This is a genomic window from Brevibacillus sp. M2.1A, from assembly GCF_013284355.2.
Classification (GTDB): domain Bacteria; phylum Bacillota; class Bacilli; order Brevibacillales; family Brevibacillaceae; genus Brevibacillus.
Window position 1 is genome coordinate 787,740 of record NZ_JABSUY020000001.1, and the last position, 21,016, is coordinate 808,755.

Annotated in this window: 20 protein-coding genes and 2 other annotated features; all 20 genes read left to right on the plus strand. The window is 48.3% G+C overall.

Annotated elements, in window-relative coordinates:
* Positions 1-263 precede the first annotated feature (263 nt).
* The 20 genes from HP567_RS03815 to rpoC all read left to right on the plus strand — a co-directional run bounded on the left by HP567_RS03815 (position 264) and on the right by rpoC (position 20,935).
* Positions 264-1,352: a PIN/TRAM domain-containing protein gene (locus tag HP567_RS03815; protein WP_173612316.1), complete on the plus strand. Its 1,089-nt coding sequence runs from the start codon at positions 264-266 to the stop codon at positions 1,350-1,352.
* A gap of 27 nt (positions 1,353-1,379) precedes the next feature.
* Positions 1,380-2,066: a 2-C-methyl-D-erythritol 4-phosphate cytidylyltransferase gene (gene ispD, locus HP567_RS03820; RefSeq protein ID WP_173612317.1), complete on the plus strand. Its 687-nt coding sequence runs from the start codon at positions 1,380-1,382 to the stop codon at positions 2,064-2,066.
* 3 nt (positions 2,067-2,069) lie between these two features.
* The gene (ispF, locus tag HP567_RS03825; RefSeq protein WP_173612318.1) at positions 2,070-2,543 is read left to right on the plus strand and encodes a 2-C-methyl-D-erythritol 2,4-cyclodiphosphate synthase; all 474 of its coding nucleotides are present in this window, start codon (positions 2,070-2,072) and stop codon (positions 2,541-2,543) included.
* Positions 2,544-2,630: 87 nt separating this feature from the next.
* Entirely contained in the window at positions 2,631-4,097 is a 1,467-nt protein-coding gene (gltX, locus tag HP567_RS03830; RefSeq protein WP_173612319.1) for a glutamate--tRNA ligase, read from the plus strand.
* A 27-nt stretch (positions 4,098-4,124) separates the two neighbouring features.
* Positions 4,125-4,384 (plus strand) — a binding site (T-box leader).
* Positions 4,385-4,473: 89 nt separating this feature from the next.
* Positions 4,474-5,139: a serine O-acetyltransferase gene (gene cysE / locus HP567_RS03835; protein WP_064202937.1), complete on the plus strand. Its 666-nt coding sequence runs from the start codon at positions 4,474-4,476 to the stop codon at positions 5,137-5,139.
* Positions 5,120-6,526, plus strand: coding sequence for a cysteine--tRNA ligase (gene cysS, locus HP567_RS03840; protein ID WP_173612320.1), 1,407 nt, complete (start codon positions 5,120-5,122; stop codon positions 6,524-6,526). The genes cysE and cysS overlap by 20 nt, the downstream gene beginning before the upstream one ends.
* 17 nt (positions 6,527-6,543) lie before the next feature.
* On the plus strand, positions 6,544-6,948 hold the full coding sequence (locus HP567_RS03845) for a Mini-ribonuclease 3 (protein WP_007716204.1): 405 nt from the start codon (positions 6,544-6,546) through the stop codon (positions 6,946-6,948).
* A gap of 1 nt (position 6,949) precedes the next feature.
* Positions 6,950-7,705, plus strand: a complete 756-nt coding sequence (gene rlmB / locus HP567_RS03850) for a 23S rRNA (guanosine(2251)-2'-O)-methyltransferase RlmB (RefSeq protein WP_173612321.1) — start codon at positions 6,950-6,952, stop codon at positions 7,703-7,705.
* A gap of 1 nt (position 7,706) precedes the next feature.
* Positions 7,707-8,231 (plus strand): NYN domain-containing protein, encoded by a 525-nt coding sequence (locus HP567_RS03855; RefSeq protein WP_047074734.1) that lies wholly within the window; start codon positions 7,707-7,709, stop codon positions 8,229-8,231.
* 83 nt (positions 8,232-8,314) lie between these two features.
* Entirely contained in the window at positions 8,315-8,965 is a 651-nt protein-coding gene (gene sigH / locus HP567_RS03860; protein WP_005828894.1) for an RNA polymerase sporulation sigma factor SigH, read from the plus strand.
* A 237-nt stretch (positions 8,966-9,202) separates the two neighbouring features.
* Positions 9,203-9,352, plus strand: coding sequence for a 50S ribosomal protein L33 (gene rpmG, locus HP567_RS03865; RefSeq protein WP_003392018.1), 150 nt, complete (start codon positions 9,203-9,205; stop codon positions 9,350-9,352).
* Positions 9,352-9,600 carry a preprotein translocase subunit SecE gene (secE, locus tag HP567_RS03870; RefSeq protein WP_012683970.1) on the plus strand — a complete coding sequence of 83 codons (249 nt, stop codon included), beginning with the start codon at positions 9,352-9,354 and terminating at the stop codon, positions 9,598-9,600. Before rpmG ends, secE begins: the two co-directional genes overlap by 1 nt.
* A gap of 45 nt (positions 9,601-9,645) precedes the next feature.
* Positions 9,646-10,182 carry a transcription termination/antitermination protein NusG gene (gene nusG, locus HP567_RS03875; protein ID WP_173612344.1) on the plus strand — a complete coding sequence of 179 codons (537 nt, stop codon included), beginning with the start codon at positions 9,646-9,648 and terminating at the stop codon, positions 10,180-10,182.
* Positions 10,183-10,368: 186 nt separating this feature from the next.
* Positions 10,369-10,794, plus strand: coding sequence for a 50S ribosomal protein L11 (gene rplK, locus HP567_RS03880; protein WP_005828886.1), 426 nt, complete (start codon positions 10,369-10,371; stop codon positions 10,792-10,794).
* Positions 10,795-10,883: 89 nt separating this feature from the next.
* Positions 10,884-11,567, plus strand: coding sequence for a 50S ribosomal protein L1 (rplA, locus tag HP567_RS03885; RefSeq protein ID WP_016742853.1), 684 nt, complete (start codon positions 10,884-10,886; stop codon positions 11,565-11,567).
* A gap of 42 nt (positions 11,568-11,609) precedes the next feature.
* Positions 11,610-11,773, plus strand: a sequence feature (ribosomal protein L10 leader region).
* A gap of 24 nt (positions 11,774-11,797) precedes the next feature.
* Positions 11,798-12,313, plus strand: coding sequence for a 50S ribosomal protein L10 (gene rplJ / locus HP567_RS03890; protein WP_173612322.1), 516 nt, complete (start codon positions 11,798-11,800; stop codon positions 12,311-12,313).
* 55 nt (positions 12,314-12,368) lie between these two features.
* The gene (rplL, locus tag HP567_RS03895; RefSeq protein ID WP_007716218.1) at positions 12,369-12,731 is read left to right on the plus strand and encodes a 50S ribosomal protein L7/L12; all 363 of its coding nucleotides are present in this window, start codon (positions 12,369-12,371) and stop codon (positions 12,729-12,731) included.
* A 102-nt stretch (positions 12,732-12,833) separates the two neighbouring features.
* Positions 12,834-13,430, plus strand: coding sequence for a class I SAM-dependent methyltransferase (locus HP567_RS03900; protein WP_173612323.1), 597 nt, complete (start codon positions 12,834-12,836; stop codon positions 13,428-13,430).
* Between the two features lie 309 nt (positions 13,431-13,739).
* A complete protein-coding gene (gene rpoB / locus HP567_RS03905) occupies positions 13,740-17,279 on the plus strand; it encodes a DNA-directed RNA polymerase subunit beta (RefSeq protein WP_173612324.1) in 3,540 nt (1,179 codons plus the stop codon).
* 29 nt (positions 17,280-17,308) lie between these two features.
* Positions 17,309-20,935 carry a DNA-directed RNA polymerase subunit beta' gene (rpoC, locus tag HP567_RS03910; protein WP_173612325.1) on the plus strand — a complete coding sequence of 1,209 codons (3,627 nt, stop codon included), beginning with the start codon at positions 17,309-17,311 and terminating at the stop codon, positions 20,933-20,935.
* The last annotated feature ends 81 nt before the right edge of the window (positions 20,936-21,016 follow it).

Consider the following 21,016-nt stretch of genomic DNA (forward strand, 5'->3'; position numbering starts at 1 on the left):
GTTGGTATCGTCATAATTTTCTCTCATTACGATACTGACATTATAAGAAGGGAGTCAGCTCCCTGTCAATTTATCATCAAAGGAAACGAGTGTTCCCGGGTTGACGAGAAAATGACAACTATGTTAAAATTTTTGGCTATTTGACATGGCAAAATCTTTTTTGCTATAGTGAGGGAAAGTAAAATGAAGCATTATAATGATTTGGAAAAAAATAGGGTTTTACTCTTAGGCTTCTGTCTATATTAGTAAAAGGAGGTGAAGGCATGTTACGCCGAGTAGGAAAATTCATTTTTGTTTTGATTGGTGGCGGATTGGGGTATCGATTTGGTGACGAATTGTTTTCGTTGCTCGATCCATTGTTAAACTTTGGTGTAGTAGCCGGATCGCAATATATTGGAGCTATACTGGGTGCCATCTTGTTTTTCTTTTTAGCGAATTGGGTTGTGGATTATGTTCTGCGCATCGTTCGATGGGGTGAAGAGGCACTCGTCAAAATGCCGGTTGTCGATGTGATGTTCGGAGCGATGGGGTTGATTAGTGGTCTTATTGTTGCATTCTTATTATTCCTGCCCATCAGTAAAATTCCGATTCCATTTGTAGGAGATCTTTTGCCGTTAATTGTTTCCGGGTTGCTCGGTTATTTGGGCTTCCAGGTAGGATTTCGCAAGCGGGACGAGATTATGTCGGTATTTTCGATTGGACGCAAGGACAGGAAAAAGGAAAGTGCGACAACTGCCGTTAACTTGGAAAATAAAATTCTCGATACCAGTGTCATCATTGACGGACGCATCGCAGATATTTGCCGTACCGGCTTTCTGGAAGGGGTACTGGTCATTCCGGGATTTGTGTTAGAGGAGCTGCAGCATATCGCCGATTCCTCCGATGTACTGAAGAGAAACCGCGGTCGTCGGGGTCTGGATATCTTGAACAAGATTCAAAAAGAAATGAAGGTAAAGGTTCAGATTTGGGAAGGCGATTTTGAAGAAGTATCCGAGGTGGACAGCAAGCTGATCAAGCTCGCAAAGCTCATTAACGGAAAGGTCGTAACAAACGACTTTAACCTGAATAAGGTATGTGAGCTGCAAGGTGTTGCGGTATTGAACATCAATGATTTGGCAAATGCAGTCAAGCCTGTAGTTTTACCTGGAGAAGAGATGAACGTTCAAGTCATCAAGGATGGAAAAGAGCACGGTCAGGGTGTCGCTTATCTGGATGATGGCACGATGATTGTTGTAGAGGGCGGACGAGAATACATCGGAAACGACGTTGATGTTCTCGTAACGAGTGTACTGCAAACTTCAGCAGGACGTATGATCTTCGCCAAACCAAAGTTACTGGAACGAGCATTATAGAAAAGCCAACAGGAGAGGGATGAATCAGTGAGCACGGGTGTCGTGATCGTTGCAGCCGGTTCGGGTAAACGAATGGGTGGACAACGAAACAAGTTGTGGTTACCGCTTGCGGGCGAGCCGATCTTGGCTCATACGGTACGTCTTTTTGCCACTCATCCCGACATTGATGAAGTCGTGCTGGTGGTGAGTGAAGCAGACCACGCAGAAGTTATGGCCTGGATCTCGGCTGAAAAGCTGGCGGTCGTGGTTACTCTGGGTGGAGCAGAGCGACAAGACAGTGTGAGAAACGGCTTGGCATCACTATCCGCAAATTGCGATTACGTACTGGTTCACGATGCTGCCCGTCCTTTCGTCACTCGCAAACAGATCAGTGACATGATCAAACAGGTGCAACAAGATCAGGCAACGATCATGGCAGTACCTGTCAAAGATACGATTAAAGTGGTGGGGGCAAATGGACTCGTAGAGTCAACTCCGGCACGGGAAAGCTTGTGGGCGGTTCAAACCCCACAAGCTTTTCGTATGTCTTTATTGCGAGAGGCACATCAGGCAGCTGAGGCAGCGGGGAAGCAGGGTACGGATGATGCGATGCTGGTTGAGTGGCTAGGTCATCCGGTATCGATTATGCAGGGAAACTATGAGAACATTAAGATTACGACGCCAGACGATCTGTGGTTTGGTGAAGAGATATTGCGGAAACGAAAGGGAGAGTAGCTCATGCGTATTGGACAAGGTTTTGACGTGCATCAATTGGTAGAGGGACGTCCATGCATTATCGGAGGCGTCACCATCCCGTATGAAAAAGGTTTGCTAGGGCATTCTGACGCGGACGTTCTTCTCCATGCGATTAGTGACGCGATTCTTGGTGCGATTGGTGAGGGGGATATTGGTCGTCATTTCCCGGATACAGACCCGGCTTTCAAGGATGCCGATAGCGTAAAGCTGCTGGAGCATGTATGGAAGCTGGTTCGGGAGCGCGGTTACCGTTTAGGAAACGTGGATGCAACGATCATTGCCCAAGCACCGAAGATGGCGCCGTACATCCCGCAAATGTGTGCAGTCATTGCCCGCGTGTTGGAGGCAGACGATCTCTCGCAAGTGAATGTGAAGGCGACGACATCGGAGAAACTCGGTTTTACAGGCAGAGGAGAAGGAATCGCTGCTCAGGCGGTATGCTTGCTTGTCAAGTAGAGGGGCAAGGTGTAACATAAAGCCTTAGATACGTTTTTACTTAGGTCAAGGTTATAGCCTTTTACATTCATAAGGATGGTGCTACCAATGGCGAAAGAAATTCGCACTCGTTATGCGCCGAGTCCTACGGGGCATTTACACATCGGCGGTGCGCGAACAGCGCTCTTCAATTATCTTTTTGCGAAACATCACGGTGGTTCATTCATCGTTCGGATTGAAGATACGGACCAAACGCGCAATAAGGAAAATGCGGACGAAGAACAAATGAAAAACCTGAAATGGCTCGGCGTAACATGGGAAGAAGGTACAGACGTTGGTGGACCATATGGACCGTACCGTCAAACAGAGCGCCTGGACATTTATCGGAAATATATCGATCAACTGCTGGCAGAAGGCAAAGCGTACTACTGCTACGCGACAAAAGAAGAGTTGGATGCAGAGCGTGAAGAACAGCTCGCGCGTGGAGAAACGCCACGTATTCTGGAAAAGCATCGCCATGTAACGGACGAGCAGCGTGCTCAGTACGAAGCAGAAGGCCGAGTGCCATCCATTCACTTCCTCGTTCAGGATGATCGCGAGTATGTCGTGAACGACCTGATTCGTGGCCAGGTAACATTCAACTCCAACGAGATGGGCGATTTCGTTATTTGCCGTCCGGATGGGATTCCTACATACAACTTCGCCGTTGTAGTGGACGACTATTTGATGAAAATTAGCCACGTCATCCGTGGAGAAGAGCATCTGTCCAACACGCCTCGTCAATTGATGATTTATGAAGCGTTTGGGTGGGAAGCGCCTGACTTTGCTCACTTGGCACTGATCCTCAACCAAGACGGCAAAAAGATGTCCAAGCGCGACGAGAGCATTCTTCAGTTCATTGAACAGTATCGTGACCTCGGCTTCTTGCCAGAAGCAATCGTGAACTTCCTTGTTCTTTTGGGATGGTCTCCAGGTGGCGAAGAAGAGATTTTCTTAATGGAAGATCTGATCAAGCTGTTCTCTATGGACCGCGTGAACAAGTCGCCAGCTGTCTTTGATGCAACGAAGATGAACTGGATGAACAACTTCTATTTGAAGCGCCAACCGCTGGATATGATCACAGACATGTGTATCCCGCATCTGCAAAAGGCTGGCTTCATCGAAGAGAATTTGTCTGCCGAGAAGCGCGAATGGGTTCGCAGTATCGTAGGTCTGTACCAGGAACAAATGTCCTACTGTGCGCAAATCGTTCCGTTGGCAGCTCTTTTCTTCCTCGACGAAGTGGTGTACGATGAAGAAGCAACTCTGGTGCTGAAAGAACCGCAATTGCCGGAAGTGCTGACTTCCTTTGTGAAACACCTTTCTGCCCAGGATGCATATAATGTGGATGTTATTAAAGCGGTACTCAAGGACGTGCAAAAGGAAACGGGTCACAAAGGCAAGGCGTTGTTTATGCCGGTTCGCGTAGGAGCAACTGGCCAGGCGCATGGTCGTGATTTGGCAGAGACGTTGTATCTGCTCGGCCGCGACAAGGTGATTGCACGCGCACAGCAAGTAATTGCAAACGGTCAGTAAGTATTGGCTGGTTTTCTTTTATAAATATGGAATGCGACGATCAGGAGAAGTACAACAGTCTGCACATCTACAGAGAGGATGGATAGGTGAGAGCCATCTGATGTGCCCTGTATGGAAATGCCCCTGTGAGCAATGAGCTGAACCTATCTTTTTGAAAAGATGTCAGTAGGCGCCATCGGCTTCCCGCCGTTATCGGGATAAGAGCGAGATCGTTCAAAGTTGTTTGTTAAGTCTTTGCAGCCAAGACGATCTAAGCAGAGTGGAACCACGGTAAACCCGTCTCTGTCCCTTCGTATTTGAGGGGATGGGGACGTTTTTTATTTTAGAGGAAGTTGAACACTCGGCAGGTAAATCAGGCAGGAGGTGCCACCCAAAAATGTTAGCACAGATGAGAGATGACATTCATGCTGTTTTTGAACGAGACCCGGCTGCGCGCAGTACGTTGGAAGTCGTCATGACCTATTCCGGTTTGCACGCGATATGGGGGCACCGGATTGCCCACAGGCTCTGGAAGGCTGAGCTGTGTACACTCGCCCGAATTGTTTCTCAACTATCCCGTTTTTTCACGGGAATTGAGATTCACCCGGGCGCAACTATTGGCCGCGGCCTGTTCATTGACCATGGCATGGGTGTTGTGATCGGAGAAACATGCGAAATCGGAGACAATGTAACGATTTATCAAGGGGTTACACTCGGGGGAACAGGTAAAGAAAAAGGGAAGCGTCACCCTACGATCGGCAATGATGTCATTATTGCGACGGGAGCAAAAGTGTTGGGCTCCTTCAAAATTGGCGATAATTCAAAGATAGGGGCTGGTGCTGTTGTCTTGCAGGAGGTACCGCCTAACTCGACCGTAGTAGGAATCAAGGGACGCATCGTCATTCAGGATGGCAAGCGGGTCAAAAACGATCTCGACCATGTAAACATGCCAGACCCGGTAGCGGATACGATTCGTATGATGCAAAAGGAAATTGATCAATTACGCAAAGAATTGGAGCTTTTGAGGGAGGATAAAAAGAACGATGGGCATTCAGCTAACTAACACGATGACACGGCGAAAGGAACCGTTTCACACATTGGAGCCAGGAAAGGTAAAAATGTACGTGTGCGGCCCGACCGTGTACAATTACATCCACATTGGAAATGCGCGCCCTGCCATTGTATTTGATACATTGCGCCGTTACTTGAAATATCGTGGCTACGAAGTGACATTCGTGCAAAATATTACGGACGTAGATGACAAACTGATTCGTGTGGCGAATCAGGAGGGTGTCACTGTCAAAGAAGTGGCGGATCGATACACAGATGCGTACAATGCTGATCTGAAATCACTGAACGTATCACCACCGGATATTCAACCGCGAGTGATGCAGACAATTCCAGAAATCATTGAATTCGTGCAAGGACTGATTGAAAAAGGCTTCGCCTATGAGAGTGAAGGTGACGTCTATTTCCGCACAGGACGTTTTCAGGAATACGGAAAGCTATCGCATCAACCGTTGGATGATTTGCAGGCAGGTGCTCGTGTGGAAATCAACGAGAAAAAGGAACATCCCCTGGACTTTGTACTTTGGAAAGCGGCTAAGACTGGAGAAGTTACCTGGAATAGTCCGTGGGGCGAAGGAAGACCGGGATGGCATATTGAGTGCTCGGCAATGGCCCTGAAGTTTTTGGGTGAGGAAATCGATATCCATGCGGGCGGAACAGACCTTGTGTTCCCGCATCACGAAAACGAAATTGCCCAGTCGGAGTGCTTTACGGGTAAAGTTTTTGCTCGCTACTGGCTACACAACGGTATGCTCAATATCGATAACGAAAAAATGTCCAAATCTCTCGGGAATTTCTTGCTTGCACGCGATCTTTCGGAAAAATTCGGTGGTCAATTAATTCGCTTCTTTATGCTTCAGGGACACTATCGCAACCCGATCAATTTTAGCGAAGAGTTGATCGAACAAGCGGCCAATGGTTTGGATAGAATCAAGACGGCGTATACGAATCTGTCCCATCGACTGGATACCGTGCGCGCAGAAGAGCCGAATGATCAGGCACAGGAGCAGGCACGAATCATTGGAGAGCTTCGCGAGCGCTTCATTGCTGAGATGGATGATGATATTAATACTGCGAATGCGATTACCGTTATTTTTGACGTCGTGAAGGAAGCCAACCTGTATTTGCGTCATCAAAATGTAGGCGAAACCGAAGTTCGTGCGTACATGGATTTGTTGGTGGAGTTGACGGAAGTTCTTGGTCTTGAAATTGCAGAAGGGCAGGAGCTGTTGGATAGTGAGATTGATGCGTTAATCGAAGAGCGCACAGAAGCTCGCAAAGCAAGAAACTTTGCGCGTTCTGACGAAATCCGCGATCTGCTCGCAGCAAAAGGAATCGTGCTGGAGGACACGCCACAAGGTGTTCGCTGGCGTCGAAAATAAGGGGCCGAAGAAAATAGATGCAAAAAGAAGAACTGACCCGAGATCCTAATCTGACAAATCCACTCGTGCTTGCCTTCCTCGGTGATGCTACCTATTCGCACTGTGTCAGGTATCATTTGATCGCCAAGGGGCTGGTTAAACCAAACCAGCTCCACAAGGCGGCAAACCGCTATGTTTCAGCGAAAGCACAGGCCAATGTGTTGTTGACGTTAATGCCCACATTGCCAGAGGAAGAATTGAATGTAGTGAAGCGGGGGCGGAATGCCAAATCCGGCTCCAGTGCCAAAAACGCCGATATTATCGACTACCGTCATGCAACGGCTTTTGAAGCATTGATCGGGTACCTGTACTTGAGTGGAAAAGAAGAGCGGATCGCTGAAATTGTGCAGCAGGCTTTTGCCATAGTGGAAGGAGAATCATGAAATGAGTGAAGAGTGGATTCTGGGGAAAAACCCCGTCATCGAGGCTTTGCGATCTGGCCGTACGATCAATAAGATTTGGATTGCAGAGGGAACGAATAAAAATCTGATGGGGCCTGTCTTTGCCTTGGCAAAAGAACAGGGTGTCATTGTGACGACAGCGAACCGCAAAAAGCTGGATCAGCTCGTGTCGACGGACAACCATCAGGGTGTTGTGGCTTCTGTTGCTGCTTACGATTACGTAGAAGTAGACGATATTTTGAAGCGGGCAGAGGAAAAAAACGAAGCGCCGTTCATTTTGCTGTTGGACGAGCTGGAAGATCCGCATAACCTAGGCTCCATCATGCGGACAGCCGATGCAGTTGGGGCTCATGGTGTCATCATTCCGAAACGGCGTTCTGTCAGTCTTACAGCAACAGTGGCAAAAGCTTCGGCTGGGGCGATCAACTACGTGCCAGTAGCGCGAGTGACGAATTTGGTTCGTACCATGGAAGAGCTCAAAGAACGCGGTGTTTGGATCGCGGGAACAGACGCGAGTGCCAAACAAGATTTCCGCGAGGGTGATTATACGATGCCGCTTGCGATTGTCATTGGTAGTGAAGGAAAAGGCATGAGTCGTCTCGTCCGGGAAAACTGTGATTTTCTGTACAGCCTTCCGATGGCGGGAAATGTTACCTCACTCAATGCTTCTGTAGCAGCTGCCTTGTTGATGTATGAAGTCTATCGCTCCAGGAGTCCAATTCCGACGCGGGTGAAATGACATGGCGAAACGAAAAGCCAAGCAGCTGTTGATCGTAGATGGATACAATATCATCGGCGCCTGGCCCGATCTGCGCCTGCTGAAGGATCAAGAGCGGATGGACGAGGCGCGTGATCAATTAATCGCAAAAATGGCTGAGTACCAGAGCTACACTGGTGTGAAGGTCATCATTGTCTTCGATGCGTACAACGTTCCTGGCATTGGCCGTCAAATGGAAGACTTCCAGGTTGAAGTTTATTTTACGAAGAAAAAGGAGACGGCAGACGAGAAAATTGAGCAGTTAGTCTCCCAATTTCACAATAAAAATCGACAAATTTATGTAGCAACTTCTGACTATACCTCTCAACGTGTCATATTTGGGCAGGGGGCTTTGCGCAAATCAGCGCGGGAGTTGTTGCTCGATATGGAAAATGCAGGCAAGGAAATCAAGAAACAAGTCGAAAAAACGCAAGAAGAACGTTTCTCCACGCGGATTACGCTGAATGATGAAATAGCGAAAATATTCGAAAAATGGAGAAGGGAATAACTTGGATTCGGTTGACGCTTTTTTACGGCATCATGTATAATAGCGCTATCTATTGGAGAAACCGGTTGGCGGAGGGATCATTTGTGAGTGTTGACCTCAAGGAGTTAAAACATGCCCAATATGAACTAATGACCGACGAAGAAGTAGTCGACCTGGTTCGCGATAATGACGCCGAAGCTTTGGAGTATTTGATCAACAAATACAAGAACTTCGTTCGTGCCAAAGCGAGATCCTATTTTCTTATTGGGGCTGACCGCGAAGACATCGTGCAGGAAGGGATGATCGGACTGTACAAGTCTATTCGCGACTTCCGAGGAGACAAGCTCACGTCGTTCAAAGCATTTGCCGAGCTGTGTATTACCCGTCAGATCATTACCGCGATCAAGACAGCGACACGCCAAAAGCACATCCCGCTCAATTCTTACGTTTCACTGGACAAGCCTATCTATGATGAAGATTCTGACCGAACACTTCTCGATGTGATCTCGGGAACAAAAGTGACCGATCCAGAGGAATTGTTTATCAATCGGGAAGAGTTCGATGATATCGAGGGCAAGATGAGTGAAATTTTGAGCGACTTGGAGCGCCAGGTTCTCATGCTCTATTTGGATGGACGATCCTATCAGCAGATTGCCGTCGAGCTGAAGCGTCACGTCAAGTCTATTGATAATGCATTGCAGCGAGTAAAGCGCAAGCTAGAGCGCTATTTGGAAGGAAGAGAGATTCATCTGTAGAGAATCTCTCTTTTTATTTTGGAAGCAAAAGGACTATCTCTTGTCAAGTCATTTTGTTTGACATGGGTATTTCGGTATGATAAATTTATTTAGGTAGCCATAGACTCTTATCTCTCTGTTCTATGGTTACTTAGGTGAATGAAATGGTCTGGAAAAAGTAGCGGTTTTCCCGTACTATTTATCATCGGGGTACTTTTAACTAATAGCAGGTTTGAAATGAGATGGAGGTGGCAATAAATGCGAGTAAACATCACGTTGGCGTGCACCGAGTGTGGCGAGCGTAACTATATCTCCACAAAGAACAAGCGCACCACTACTGAACGTGTTGAACTGAAAAAGTATTGCTCCCGTGACAAGAAGCAAACCCTTCATCGCGAGACGAAGTAATGGTTGATGCGACGAAGTCAGGGGGTGGCAAAGTGGGTTTTTTATCACGAATCGGAGCCAGTTTTCGCCGTACCGGTGGTTTTTTTAGTGACGTAATGTCCGAGCTAAAGAAAGTCCGTTGGCCCAACCGTAAAGAGTTAACAACCTATACGCTTGTTGTACTCGTTACGGTCGTGCTCCTTGCAATATTCTTCTTCGTCGTTGATTTGGGTATCTCGCGCTTGATCGATTTGATTCTAGGAACGTAATTATGCAAGTCTTAGGAGGGACGGACGGTTATCGTCCTGTTGGATATGGAAAAAGCATGGTATGTACTTCATACGTACTCAGGTTACGAAAACAAGGTAAAAGCAAATCTGGAGAAGCGACTCGAGTCGATGGGCATGGAAGACAAGATCTTTCGCGTTCTTGTTCCCACTGAAGAAGAGGTGGAAACCAAGGATGGTAAAAAGCGCACCGTCACGAAAAAAGTGTTTCCTGGATACGTCCTTGTTGAAATGGTGATGACGGACGACTCTTGGTATGTCGTGCGCAACACCCCTGGGGTTACCGGCTTTGTCGGATCCACGGGTGCTGGCTCTAAACCGACAGCGCTGCGTCCTGAAGAGGCCGATACGATTCTCAAGCAAATGGGAATCGAAATTCCCAAGATCAAAGTCGATTTTGCTCTCCGCGATATGGTGCGCGTCACAGATGGTCCGTTTTCCAATCGCACCGGGGAGATTATCGAGATTTACCCGGACAGGCAGAAGGTTCGCGTGTTGGTGGACATCTTCGGTCGCGAAACACCGGTAGAGCTAGACTTTACACAAGTTCAACAATTGGATTAGGATTCAACTTGAAAAGTATCGCGCTATGTGGTACATTTCATTTTGTTTTAACAATCCCACAACACTATTTGGGGTTTCTTGCACTCTCACTATAGATCGAAAGTCTTTTACATACAGACTTTCAAAAAACGGTGGGAGGGGGCATTCCCCCGTAATAACCACATGTGAAGTAAGGAGGTGTGTTACGTGGCTAAGAAGGTTATCCGCGTAATTAAATTACAAATCCCAGCAGGTAAAGCGAATCCTGCACCTCCAGTAGGTCCGGCTCTCGGTCAAGCTGGTGTAAACATCATGGGATTCTGTAAAGAATTCAATGCTCGCACTGAAAGCGAAGTAGGTATGATCATTCCGGTGGAAATCACCGTGTTTGAAGACCGTTCTTTCACTTTTATCACAAAAACTCCTCCAGCTGCAGTTCTGTTGAAGAAAGCTGCTGGTATCGAGTCCGGTTCTGGCGTACCAAACAAAACAAAGGTTGCTACGCTGAAGCGTGATAAAGTTCGTGAAATCGCAGAACTGAAGCGTCCTGACCTGAATGCTGCATCCGTAGAAGCGGCTATGCGCATGGTAGAAGGTACAGCTCGTTCTATGGGTATCGTAATCGAAGACTAATTGTCTTGAGTGCAAGGGGGCACAGACGTTGTGCCCCCCTGTCTGTGGGAGGATCAACCGCTACGACCACATTGAAGGGAGATTTAATCATGGCGAAAAAAGGTAAGAAATATCAAGAGGCTGTAAAGCTCGTTGATAAAAACAAAGTTTACGAAGTAGTTGAAGGCGTTGAGCTGGTTAAAAAAGCAGCTACAGCTAAATTCGATGAAACTGTTGAAGCAGCTTTCCGTTTGGGCGTAGATCCTAAGCGTGCTGACCAACAAATTCGTGGCGCAGTTGTATTGCCACATGGTACTGGTAAAGTACAACGTGTTCTCGTATTCGCAAAAGGCGAAAAAGCGAAAGATGCAGAAGCAGCTGGCGCAGACTTCGTAGGCGATGCAGACATGATCGCGAAAATTCAAGGTGGCTGGTTCGACTTTGACGTTGTAGTAGCTACTCCTGATATGATGGGTGAAGTAGGTAAATTGGGTCGTGTACTCGGTCCAAAAGGCCTGATGCCAAACCCTAAGACCGGTACAGTTACTTTCGATGTAACCAAAGCGGTTAACGAAATCAAAGCAGGTAAAATTGAGTACCGTGTAGACAAAGCGGGTAACATCCACGCTCCTATCGGAAAAGCATCCTTCGATGCTGACAAACTGGTAGAAAACCTGGCTGCTCTGACTGAAGCACTGAACCGTGCGAAACCAGCTGCTGCTAAAGGTGTTTACATGAGAAACGTAACCCTGAGCTCCACTATGGGCCCTGGCGTACGCGTAGCTGTAAAATAATGACACTTGACTTCCTTTATGGGAGTTGTTAAGATAGTCCCTGTTGATGAAAAGAATATGCCGTAGACAGAAGGTGCGGTGCTTGTGAGAGTAACGCTTAATATCCCTCCGAGGCGTGTAATGTACGAATGAGGAAACGCTGTTTTCCTTTGACGATATAGCATTATGCCCTCGTGAGTCTGCGAGGGCATTCTTCATTTTCTAGGATTAGAGCACGGGAGGTGTAATCAATGGCAGAAATTCGTCCAACCGTTATTCGTGAAGAAAAGGTACAAGCGATCAACGAAATCGCAACTAAACTTCGCGAAAGCCAAACTACAGTGGTAGCTGACTACCGCGGTCTGACAGTAGCACAAGTAACTGAGCTCCGTAAGCAATTGCGTGAAGCTGGTGTTGAGTTCCAGGTGTTGAAAAACTCCCTGACTCGTTTGGCTACTGAGAAGGAAAGCCTGACTGAACTGGATCAATATCTGACTGGACCAAACGCTCTGGCGTTCTCCAAAGAGGATATCATCGCTCCAGCGAAAGTTATCGCTGAATTCGCTAAGAAAAACGACAAGCTGGAAATCAAGGGTGGCGTTATCGAGGGTAAAGTAGTTGATGCTGAGCAAATTAAAGCTCTGGCTTCCCTGCCGAACCGCGAAGGTCTCTTGTCCATGCTTCTTTCCGTCCTGCAAGCTCCAATGCGCAACGTTGCACTGGCAGTCAAAGCAGTGGCAGAACAAAAAGAAGGTCAAGGCGCGTAATCGTCTGATCGGTTAATGTTTTACAAATACTATTCCTTGAATGGAGGATTTACAAATGTCTAAAGACCAAATCTTGGAAGCCATTAAAGGCATGTCCGTTCTCGAACTGAACGATCTGGTAAAAGCAATTGAAGAAGAATTCGGCGTAACTGCTGCTGCTCCTGTAGCTGTAGTTGCTGGTGGCGGAGCAGAAGCTGCTGCTGAGCAAACTGAGTTCACTGTAAACCTGGTAAGCGGCGGCGCTTCCAAAATCAACGTAATCAAAGTTGTTCGCGAGCTGACTGGCTTGGGTCTGAAAGAAGCAAAAGACCTGGTAGACAACGCTCCAAAAACACTCAAAGAGGGCGTTTCCAAAGACGAAGCAGAAGCCCTCAAAGCAAAACTCGAAGAAGCTGGCGCTCAAGTAGAAGTAAAGTAAGTTAGCTTCCTTTAGGATATCCCCTTGCCTGCGGCAGGGGGATTTTCTATAAACTTTTGATGATAAAGGTTTATTTAAACGATGAGGAAGGGTGAATCACACGTGGCAGACCATTACTATACCAATCAACCGGGCGCTGCACATGATGAACAGCAATTTACGTTCAAGCTCCGTGGTAATGAATTTCGTTTCATAACGGATGCTGGCGTTTTTTCCCGAGACCGGATTGACTTTGGAAGTGTATTGCTCATCGAGAACATGGAGATCGACAGTCATGCGCGTGTGCTTGATGTGGGATGCGGGTATGGTCCGATGGGATTGACGGCTGCCAAGCTTGCTGATCATGGTCGGGTGACGATGATCGACGTGAACGAGCGTGCGGTTAACCTGGCTCGTCGTAATGCAGAAGCAAATGGTATTAAAAATGTTGAGGTTCGAGTGAGTGATGTCTACAACGGCGTACAAGGCGAGCAGTTTGATGTCATTCTGACCAATCCGCCTATTCGTGCGGGTAAGGAAATCGTTCATCGCATTTTTGTAGAAGGATACGACCTGTTAGTAGAAGGTGGAGAAATGTGGGTTGTCATTCAGAAGAAGCAAGGCGCCCCATCCGCATTGAAGAAGCTACAGGAAACGTACCGGGAAGTAATAGAGGTAGATCGGGAAAAAGGCTATCACATATTCAGGGCAATCAAATAAGCAAGAAGAAATCATTAGAAAAGTTTTCTTGACGCGAATAATTGAATGTGGTAGCATTATAAAATGTCAATATGGGATAAATGTCTATTTTTCAGCAATTCCCTGTCTGTCAAGCGTTTCTACTTTTTTCCTGAGATAGGAATGTTTGCGTGAAAACATGGGAATTCTTTTAAAATAGAGTTTCTCTGGGTTAAAAATGGTTGAAGCTGCTTTAACCCATTTTTATTTTTAGGCATTCGAATGCGACTGAAAGAAGTTGCCGAATGCCGAGTTTCTATGTGTGAAAACACAACCTGAGGGGTGAATAAGTTGGCAGGTAAAGTGATTCAAAGTGGCCGACACCGCCAGCGTCGTACGTATTCACGTATTAACGAAGTGCTGGGCCTTCCAAATCTCATCGAGATTCAACAAAAGTCCTACCAGTGGTTCCTTGATGAGGGGCTCCGTGAGATGTTCCAAGACATTTCGCCAATCCAGGACTTCACAGGTAATCTCGTGCTGGAGTTTATCGACTACAGCTTGGGAGAGCCGAAGTACGATGTTGACGAGTCGAAAGAACGTGACGTCACCTATGCGGCGCCTCTGCGTGTGAAGGTACGTTTGTTGAACAAAGAGACGGGAGAAGTGAAGGAACAAGAAGTATTCATGGGGGACTTCCCGCTCATGACCGAAACGGGAACCTTCATTATTAATGGTGCTGAGCGCGTTATTGTCAGCCAGCTTGTTCGTTCCCCCAGTGTATATTACAACACCAAAGTGGACAAAAACGGCAAGCAGACGTTTACAGCTACAGTAATCCCGAACCGGGGTGCTTGGCTGGAGCTGGAGACCGATGCGAAGGACGTTATTTATGTCCGCATCGACCGTACGCGAAAAATCCCGGTAACGGTTCTTTTGCGTGCGTTGGGCTTTGGTTCCGACATTGAGATTCTCAACTTGCTGGGTGAAGATGAATACATCAAGAACACGCTGGAAAAAGACAATACCGATTCTACGGAAAAAGCGCTCATTGAAATCTACGAGCGTCTTCGTCCGGGTGAGCCACCAACAGTCGAAAATGCGAAGAGCCTCTTGATCTCTCGTTTCTTCGACCCTAAGCGCTATGATTTGGCTTCTGTTGGTCGTTACAAAATGAACAAAAAGCTTCATTTGAAAAACCGTCTGTACAACCAACGTTTGGCTGAGACGCTGGTCGATACGACAACAGGTGAAATTTTTGCCGAAGCAGGTCAAATGATTGACCGTCGTGTCCTTGATCGCATCGTGCCAGCGCTGGAAGGAAACATCGGCTTTATCGATGTTCGTACGCATGGCGGTGTATTGGAAGATGAAGCGATTCATTTGCAATCTATCAATATTTTCTCTCCGATTGAGGATGGCAAGATCATCAAAGTAATCGGAAACGGAAATGTAGATAAGTCCTTCAAACATATTACGCCGGCGGATATCGTATCGGCGATCAACTATTTCATGAACCTCTTGCACGGTGTAGGTTCCACAGACGATATCGACCACTTGGGTAACCGTCGTCTGCGTTCCGTGGGTGAGCTTCTACAGAACCAATTCCGTATCGGTTTGTCCCGTATGGAACGTGTGGTTCGTGAGCGCATGTCCATCCAGGATCAAAACCAAATTACACCGCAAGCTCTCATTAACATCCGTCCAGTGATTGCATCACTGAAGGAGTTCTTTGGTAGCTCGCAGCTGTCTCAGTTCATGGATCAAACAAACCCATTGGCTGAGCTGACGCACAAACGCCGTCTGTCCGCACTCGGACCTGGTGGTTTGACGCGTGAGCGCGCGGGCTTCGAAGTGCGCGACGTTCACCATTCCCACTACGGTCGTATGTGTCCAATTGAGACGCCAGAGGGACCAAACATTGGTTTGATCAACTCCCTGTCGTCCTTTGCACGCATTAACGATTACGGATTCATTGAAACGCCTCGTCGTAAAGTAGATCCGGAAACGGGCTTCGTGTTGACTGATATCAGCTACTTGACTGCTGATGAGGAAGACGTGTTCAACGTGGCACAGGCGAATCAGCCACTTGATGAAGATGGTCGTTTCGTAAACGACATGGTAATCTGCCGTCGTAAAGGTGAGATCTTGAGCGTACCGCGCGACAAGGTAGACTTCATGGACGTATCTCCGAAGCAGGTTGTATCCGTAGCGACAGCGCTGATTCCGTTCCTCGAGAACGATGACGCCAACCGCGCACTGATGGGTTCAAACATGCAGCGGCAGGCCGTTCCGCTTTTGATTCCACAAGCACCGTTTGTCGGTACGGGTATGGAACATAAAGCAGCGCAAGACTCCGGCGTGGCGATCGTTGCCAAGCATCCGGGTCAAGTAGAGCGCGTAACGGCTCGCGAAATCTGGATTCGTCGTTACCAAGAAATCGACGGAAGAAAAGTTGCCGGCGATCTCGATAAATACAAAATGCACAAGTTTATCCGTTCCAACCAAGGTACCTGCATCAACCAGCGTCCAATTGTAAGCACTGGGGACTGGATTGAAAAAGGCGATATCATTGGGGACGGCCCATCCACTGAAAAAGGTGAATTGGCTCTCGGTCGTAACGTAATCGTTGCGTTTATGACGTGGGAAGGATACAACTACGAAGACGCGATTCTTCTGAGTGAAAAACTTGTAAAAGATGACGTGTATACGTCTATCCATATTGAAGAATACGAGTCCGAAGCTCGCGACACCAAGCTGGGTCCAGAGGAAATCACTCGCGATATTCCAAACGTTGGGGAAGATGCTCTGAAAAACCTGGACGAACGCGGTATCATCCGTGTTGGTGCGGAGATTCAGGACGGCGACATTCTCGTTGGTAAGGTTACACCTAAAGGGGTTACTGAGCTGACAGCAGAAGAACGCCTCCTGCATGCCATCTTCGGTGAAAAAGCTCGTGAAGTTCGTGATACATCCCTGCGCGTACCGCATGGTGGTTCCGGTATCATCGTAGACGTTAAAGTATTTACGCGTGAGAATGGCGACGAATTGCCACCAGGCGTAAACCAACTCGTTCGCGTTTACATCGCCCAAAAACGGAAAATCTCCGTGGGTGACAAAATGGCCGGTCGACATGGTAACAAAGGGGTTATCGCCCGCATCATGGCGGAAGAAGATATGCCGTTCCTGCCAGATGGCTCTCCAGTAGAGATCGTACTCAACCCGTTGGGCGTACCTTCGCGTATGAACATCGGTCAGGTATTGGAGACTCACTTGGGTATGGCAGCGAAGCTTCTGGGTATCCACGTAGCAACGCCGGTATTCGACGGTGCACGTCAGGCAGAAGTATTCGAAACGTTGGAAGAAGCAGGTCTGGATCGTGACGGAAAAACGATCTTGTTCGATGGTCGTACAGGTGAACCGTTTGACCGCCGTGTAACGGTAGGTTGCGTATACATGCTGAAACTGGCTCACTTGGTTGACGATAAAATCCATGCTCGTTCTACTGGTCCTTACTCTCTTGTTACGCAGCAGCCATTGGGTGGTAAAGCTCAATTCGGTGGACAGCGTTTCGGGGAGATGGAGGTTTGGGCATTGGAGGCATATGGTGCTGCCTACACCTTGCAAGAAATTCTCACTGTCAAGTCGGATGACGTCGTGGGCCGCGTGAAGACGTACGAAGCGATCGTTAAGGGCGAAAACGTTCCAGAACCAGGTGTTCCAGAGTCCTTCAAGGTATTGATCAAGGAACTCCAGAGCTTGGGTATGGACGTGAAGATTCTGTCCGGAGACGAGCAGGAGATTGAAATGCGTGAAATGGAAGACGAGGATGAAGGCAACGGTGAAAAACTGAACCTCGTTCTCGAAGGCGGAAGCTTGAACGACGAGTAAGATTCCGGTACCAAGGGAGGTAACGCCCTGTGATTGACGTGAACAACTTCGAATATATGAAGATCGGCTTGGCTTCCCCCGATAAGATCCGTTCGTGGTCTTTCGGGGAAGTGAAGAAGCCAGAGACGATCAACTACCGCACACTGAAACCGGAAAAAGACGGCTTGTTCTGTGAACGCATCTTTGGACCGACCAAGGACTGGGAATGCCATTGCGGTAAATACAAGCGTGTTCGTTATAAAGGTGTAGTGTGCGACCGTTGTGGCGTGGAAGTGACCCGCGCCAAAGTACGGCGTGAGCGCATGGGGCACATTGAACTGGCTGCCCCAGTTTCTCACATCTGGTACTTCAAAGGGATTCCGAGCCGTATGGGCTTGGTGCTCGACATGTCCCCTCGTTCCCTGGAGGAAGTTATCTACTTTGCTTCTTACGTAGTAACCGATCCAGGTGACACTCCTCTCGATAAAAAGCAATTGCTCTCCGAAAAAGAGTATCGCAACTATCGTGAGAAATACGGCCACTCCTTCCAAGCGATGATGGGAGCAGAAGCGATCAAGCGCCTGCTTGCTGAAATCGATCTGGATAAAGACGTGGAAACGCTAAAAGAAGATTTGAAAACAGCACAAGGCCAGCGTCGCAACCGTGCGATCAAGCGTCTGGAAGTGCTCGAGGCATTCCGCAACTCCGGTAACCACCCGGATTGGATGGTTCTCGACGTACTGCCGGTTATCCCGCCAGAGCTTCGTCCAATGGTTCAGTTGGATGGTGGACGTTTTGCCACTTCCGACCTGAATGACCTGTACCGCCGTGTAATCAACCGTAATAACCGTCTGAAGCGCCTGCTCGAACTGGGTGCTCCTGACATTATCGTACAAAACGAGAAACGCATGCTGCAGGAAGCAGTAGACGCGCTCATCGATAACGGTCGTCGTGGACGTCCGGTAACAGGACCAGGTAACCGTCCTTTGAAATCTCTCAGCCACATGCTGAAAGGTAAACAAGGTCGTTTCCGTCAAAACCTGCTCGGTAAGCGTGTTGACTACTCCGGTCGTTCCGTTATCGTTGTAGGACCTAACCTGAAGATGTATCAGTGCGGTTTGCCTAAAGAAATGGCACTAGAGCTCTTCAAACCGTTCGTGATGAAAGAGCTGGTTTCCAAAGGCCTCGCTCACAACATCAAGAGCGCAAAGCGCAAGGTTGAGCGCGTTCAGCCAGAGGTATGGGACGTTCTCGAGGACGTTATTCGCGAGCATCCGGTACTGTTGAACCGTGCCCCCACCTTGCACCGTCTGGGTATCCAGGCATTCGAACCAGTTCTGGTTGAAGGCCGTGCGATCCGTCTGCATCCACTCGTTTGTACAGCGTACAACGCGGACTTTGACGGTGACCAAATGGCGGTTCACGTTCCGTTGTCTGCTGAGGCACAGGCAGAAGCACGTATCCTCATGCTGGCAGCGCAGAACATCTTGAACCCGAAAGACGGTAAACCGGTAGTAACACCATCCCAGGACATGGTGCTTGGTTCCTACTACCTGACACTGGAACGTGAGGGCGACAAAGGCGAGGGTACGATCTATCGCGATCCTCACGATGCGATTGCCGCTTATCAGCAAGGCTTTATCAGCCTGCATACGCGCATTGCTCTGCCAGCGAAACGCCTGAACAAAACCAGCTTTACTGAACGTCAAGAGAACGCGCTTCTCGTAACGACAGTAGGGAAAGTGATCTTCAACGAGATATTCCCTGCAGATCTGCCGTTCATCAATGCACCCACCAAGGCTAACCTGCAATTTATGGTTCCAGACGAGTGCTTTATCTTTGATAAAGGTACAAATGTTTCAGAGTTCATCAAGAACCTGCCTGACCCGGGTGCAGTAAAGAAAGGCTTCTTGGGAACGATCATTTCCGAGTGCTTCCGTCGCTTCGGTACGATGAAAACGTCCATGATTCTCGACAGAATCAAGGAACTGGGCTTCACGTACTCGACAAAAGCAGGTATCACGATTGCTGTAGCGGACATTGCGGTACCAGGAAAGAAAAAAGACATCCTCGACGCAGCGGATGAAAAGGTTGCAACTGTCATGACGCAGTTCCGTCGCGGTTTGATCACCGAAGACGAGCGCTATGACCGCGTAATCTCCATCTGGTCCAAAGCGAAGGATGAAGTAACAGACGTTTTGATGAAGTCCATGGATAAGTTCAATGCGATCTTCATGATGGCGAACTCCGGTGCCCGTGGTAACGTATCCCAGATCACTCAGCTGGCTGGTATGCGCGGTCTGATGGCAAACCCATCCGGTCGAATCATCGAGTTGCCGATTAAATCCAACTTCCGTGAAGGTCTGACGGTATTGGAGTACTTTATCTCCACGCACGGTGCGCGTAAAGGTCTCGCCGATACAGCCTTGCGTACAGCGGACTCGGGTTACCTGACTCGTCGTCTGGTAGACGTTGCCCAAGACGTGATTGTACGCGAAACCGATTGCGGAACAGATAAAGGTATCCGTGTAACAGCGATCAAGGATGGTAAAGAAGAAATCGAGAAGCTGTCTGACCGTCTGGTAGGACGTACTTGCTTCGAGACTTTGCGCCACCCTGAGACAAAAGAAATTATCGTGCACCGCAATGAGGAGATCTCTGAAGAGGTTGCCGAGTATATCGAAAAAGTTGGAATCACTGACGTTTACATCCGTAACGTACTTGCTTGCCGTACCAGCCATGGTGTCTGCAAACTGTGCTACGGACGCAACCTGGCAACAGGAGCCGAGGTGGAAGTGGGAGAAGCAGTCGGTATTATCGCTGCTCAGTCCATTGGTGAGCCGGGTACCCAGCTGACCATGCGTACCTTCCATACCGGTGGGGTTGCGGGAGACGATATTACCCAAGGTTTGCCGCGTATTCAGGAGTTGTTCGAAGCGCGTAATCCGAAAGGGCAAGCAGTCATCTCCGAAATTGATGGTGAAGTTGTTGATATTCGCGAAGGGAAAGATCGTCGCGAGATCGAAGTACGTGGAGAAGCGGAGAACAAAGTGTATGCAGCACCGTATGGCTCACGCATCAAGGTTTCTGTTGGTGTCAAGCTGAATGCTGGTGACGAGCTCACGGAAGGTTCCGTAGACCCGAAAGAAATGCTCAAAGTTCGTGGTATGCGCGGCGTTTCCAACTACATCTTGCAAGAGGTACAAAAAGTTTACCGTATGCAAGGGGTAGAAATTAACGACAAGCACGTAGAGGTAATGATTCGTCAGATGCTGCGCAAATTGCGCGTTATCGACAGCGGAGATACAGACCTCTTGCCAGGTTCCTATGTAGAGGTTCCTGAATTTGAGCAAGCGAACGCTAAAGTTCTCATGGAAGGCAGAAATCCAGCAGTGGGCCGTCCGGTTCTTCTGGGGATCACCAAAGCATCCCTCGAAACCGACTCCTTCCTGTCGGCAGCATCCTTCCAGGAAACGACTCGCGTTCTTACCGATGCAGCGATCAAAGGAAAAGTGGACCGCTTGCTAGGTTTGAAAGAGAACGTTATTATCGGGAAGCTGGTTCCAGCAGGTACCGGTATGTCACGTTACCGCAATGTAAAAGTTGCTAGTCAAGTAGATTACGAAGCAGAGCTGGAAGCAGCGAAAGCTGAGCAAGAAGCAGTTTCTGTAGAGTAATGGCGGGAAAAGCGCCCATCACCGATTGGTGGGCGCTTTCCTAAATAAAAATATCAAATGGGCGTTGACAACAACTAGCCC

Coding starts and splice junctions, on each gene's coding strand:
- HP567_RS03815 (WP_173612316.1), top strand. CDS start 264: ATGTTACGCCGAGTAGGAAAATTCATTTTTGTTTTGATTGGTGGCGGA.
- ispF (WP_173612318.1), top strand. CDS start 2,070: ATGCGTATTGGACAAGGTTTTGACGTGCATCAATTGGTAGAGGGACGT.
- gltX (WP_173612319.1), top strand. CDS start 2,631: ATGGCGAAAGAAATTCGCACTCGTTATGCGCCGAGTCCTACGGGGCAT.
- cysE (WP_064202937.1), top strand. CDS start 4,474: ATGTTAGCACAGATGAGAGATGACATTCATGCTGTTTTTGAACGAGAC.
- cysS (WP_173612320.1), top strand. CDS start 5,120: ATGGGCATTCAGCTAACTAACACGATGACACGGCGAAAGGAACCGTTT.
- HP567_RS03845 (WP_007716204.1), top strand. CDS start 6,544: ATGCAAAAAGAAGAACTGACCCGAGATCCTAATCTGACAAATCCACTC.
- rlmB (WP_173612321.1), top strand. CDS start 6,950: ATGAGTGAAGAGTGGATTCTGGGGAAAAACCCCGTCATCGAGGCTTTG.
- HP567_RS03855 (WP_047074734.1), top strand. CDS start 7,707: ATGGCGAAACGAAAAGCCAAGCAGCTGTTGATCGTAGATGGATACAAT.
- rpmG (WP_003392018.1), top strand. CDS start 9,203: ATGCGAGTAAACATCACGTTGGCGTGCACCGAGTGTGGCGAGCGTAAC.
- secE (WP_012683970.1), top strand. CDS start 9,352: ATGGTTGATGCGACGAAGTCAGGGGGTGGCAAAGTGGGTTTTTTATCA.
- nusG (WP_173612344.1), top strand. CDS start 9,646: ATGGAAAAAGCATGGTATGTACTTCATACGTACTCAGGTTACGAAAAC.
- rplA (WP_016742853.1), top strand. CDS start 10,884: ATGGCGAAAAAAGGTAAGAAATATCAAGAGGCTGTAAAGCTCGTTGAT.
- rplJ (WP_173612322.1), top strand. CDS start 11,798: ATGGCAGAAATTCGTCCAACCGTTATTCGTGAAGAAAAGGTACAAGCG.
- rplL (WP_007716218.1), top strand. CDS start 12,369: ATGTCTAAAGACCAAATCTTGGAAGCCATTAAAGGCATGTCCGTTCTC.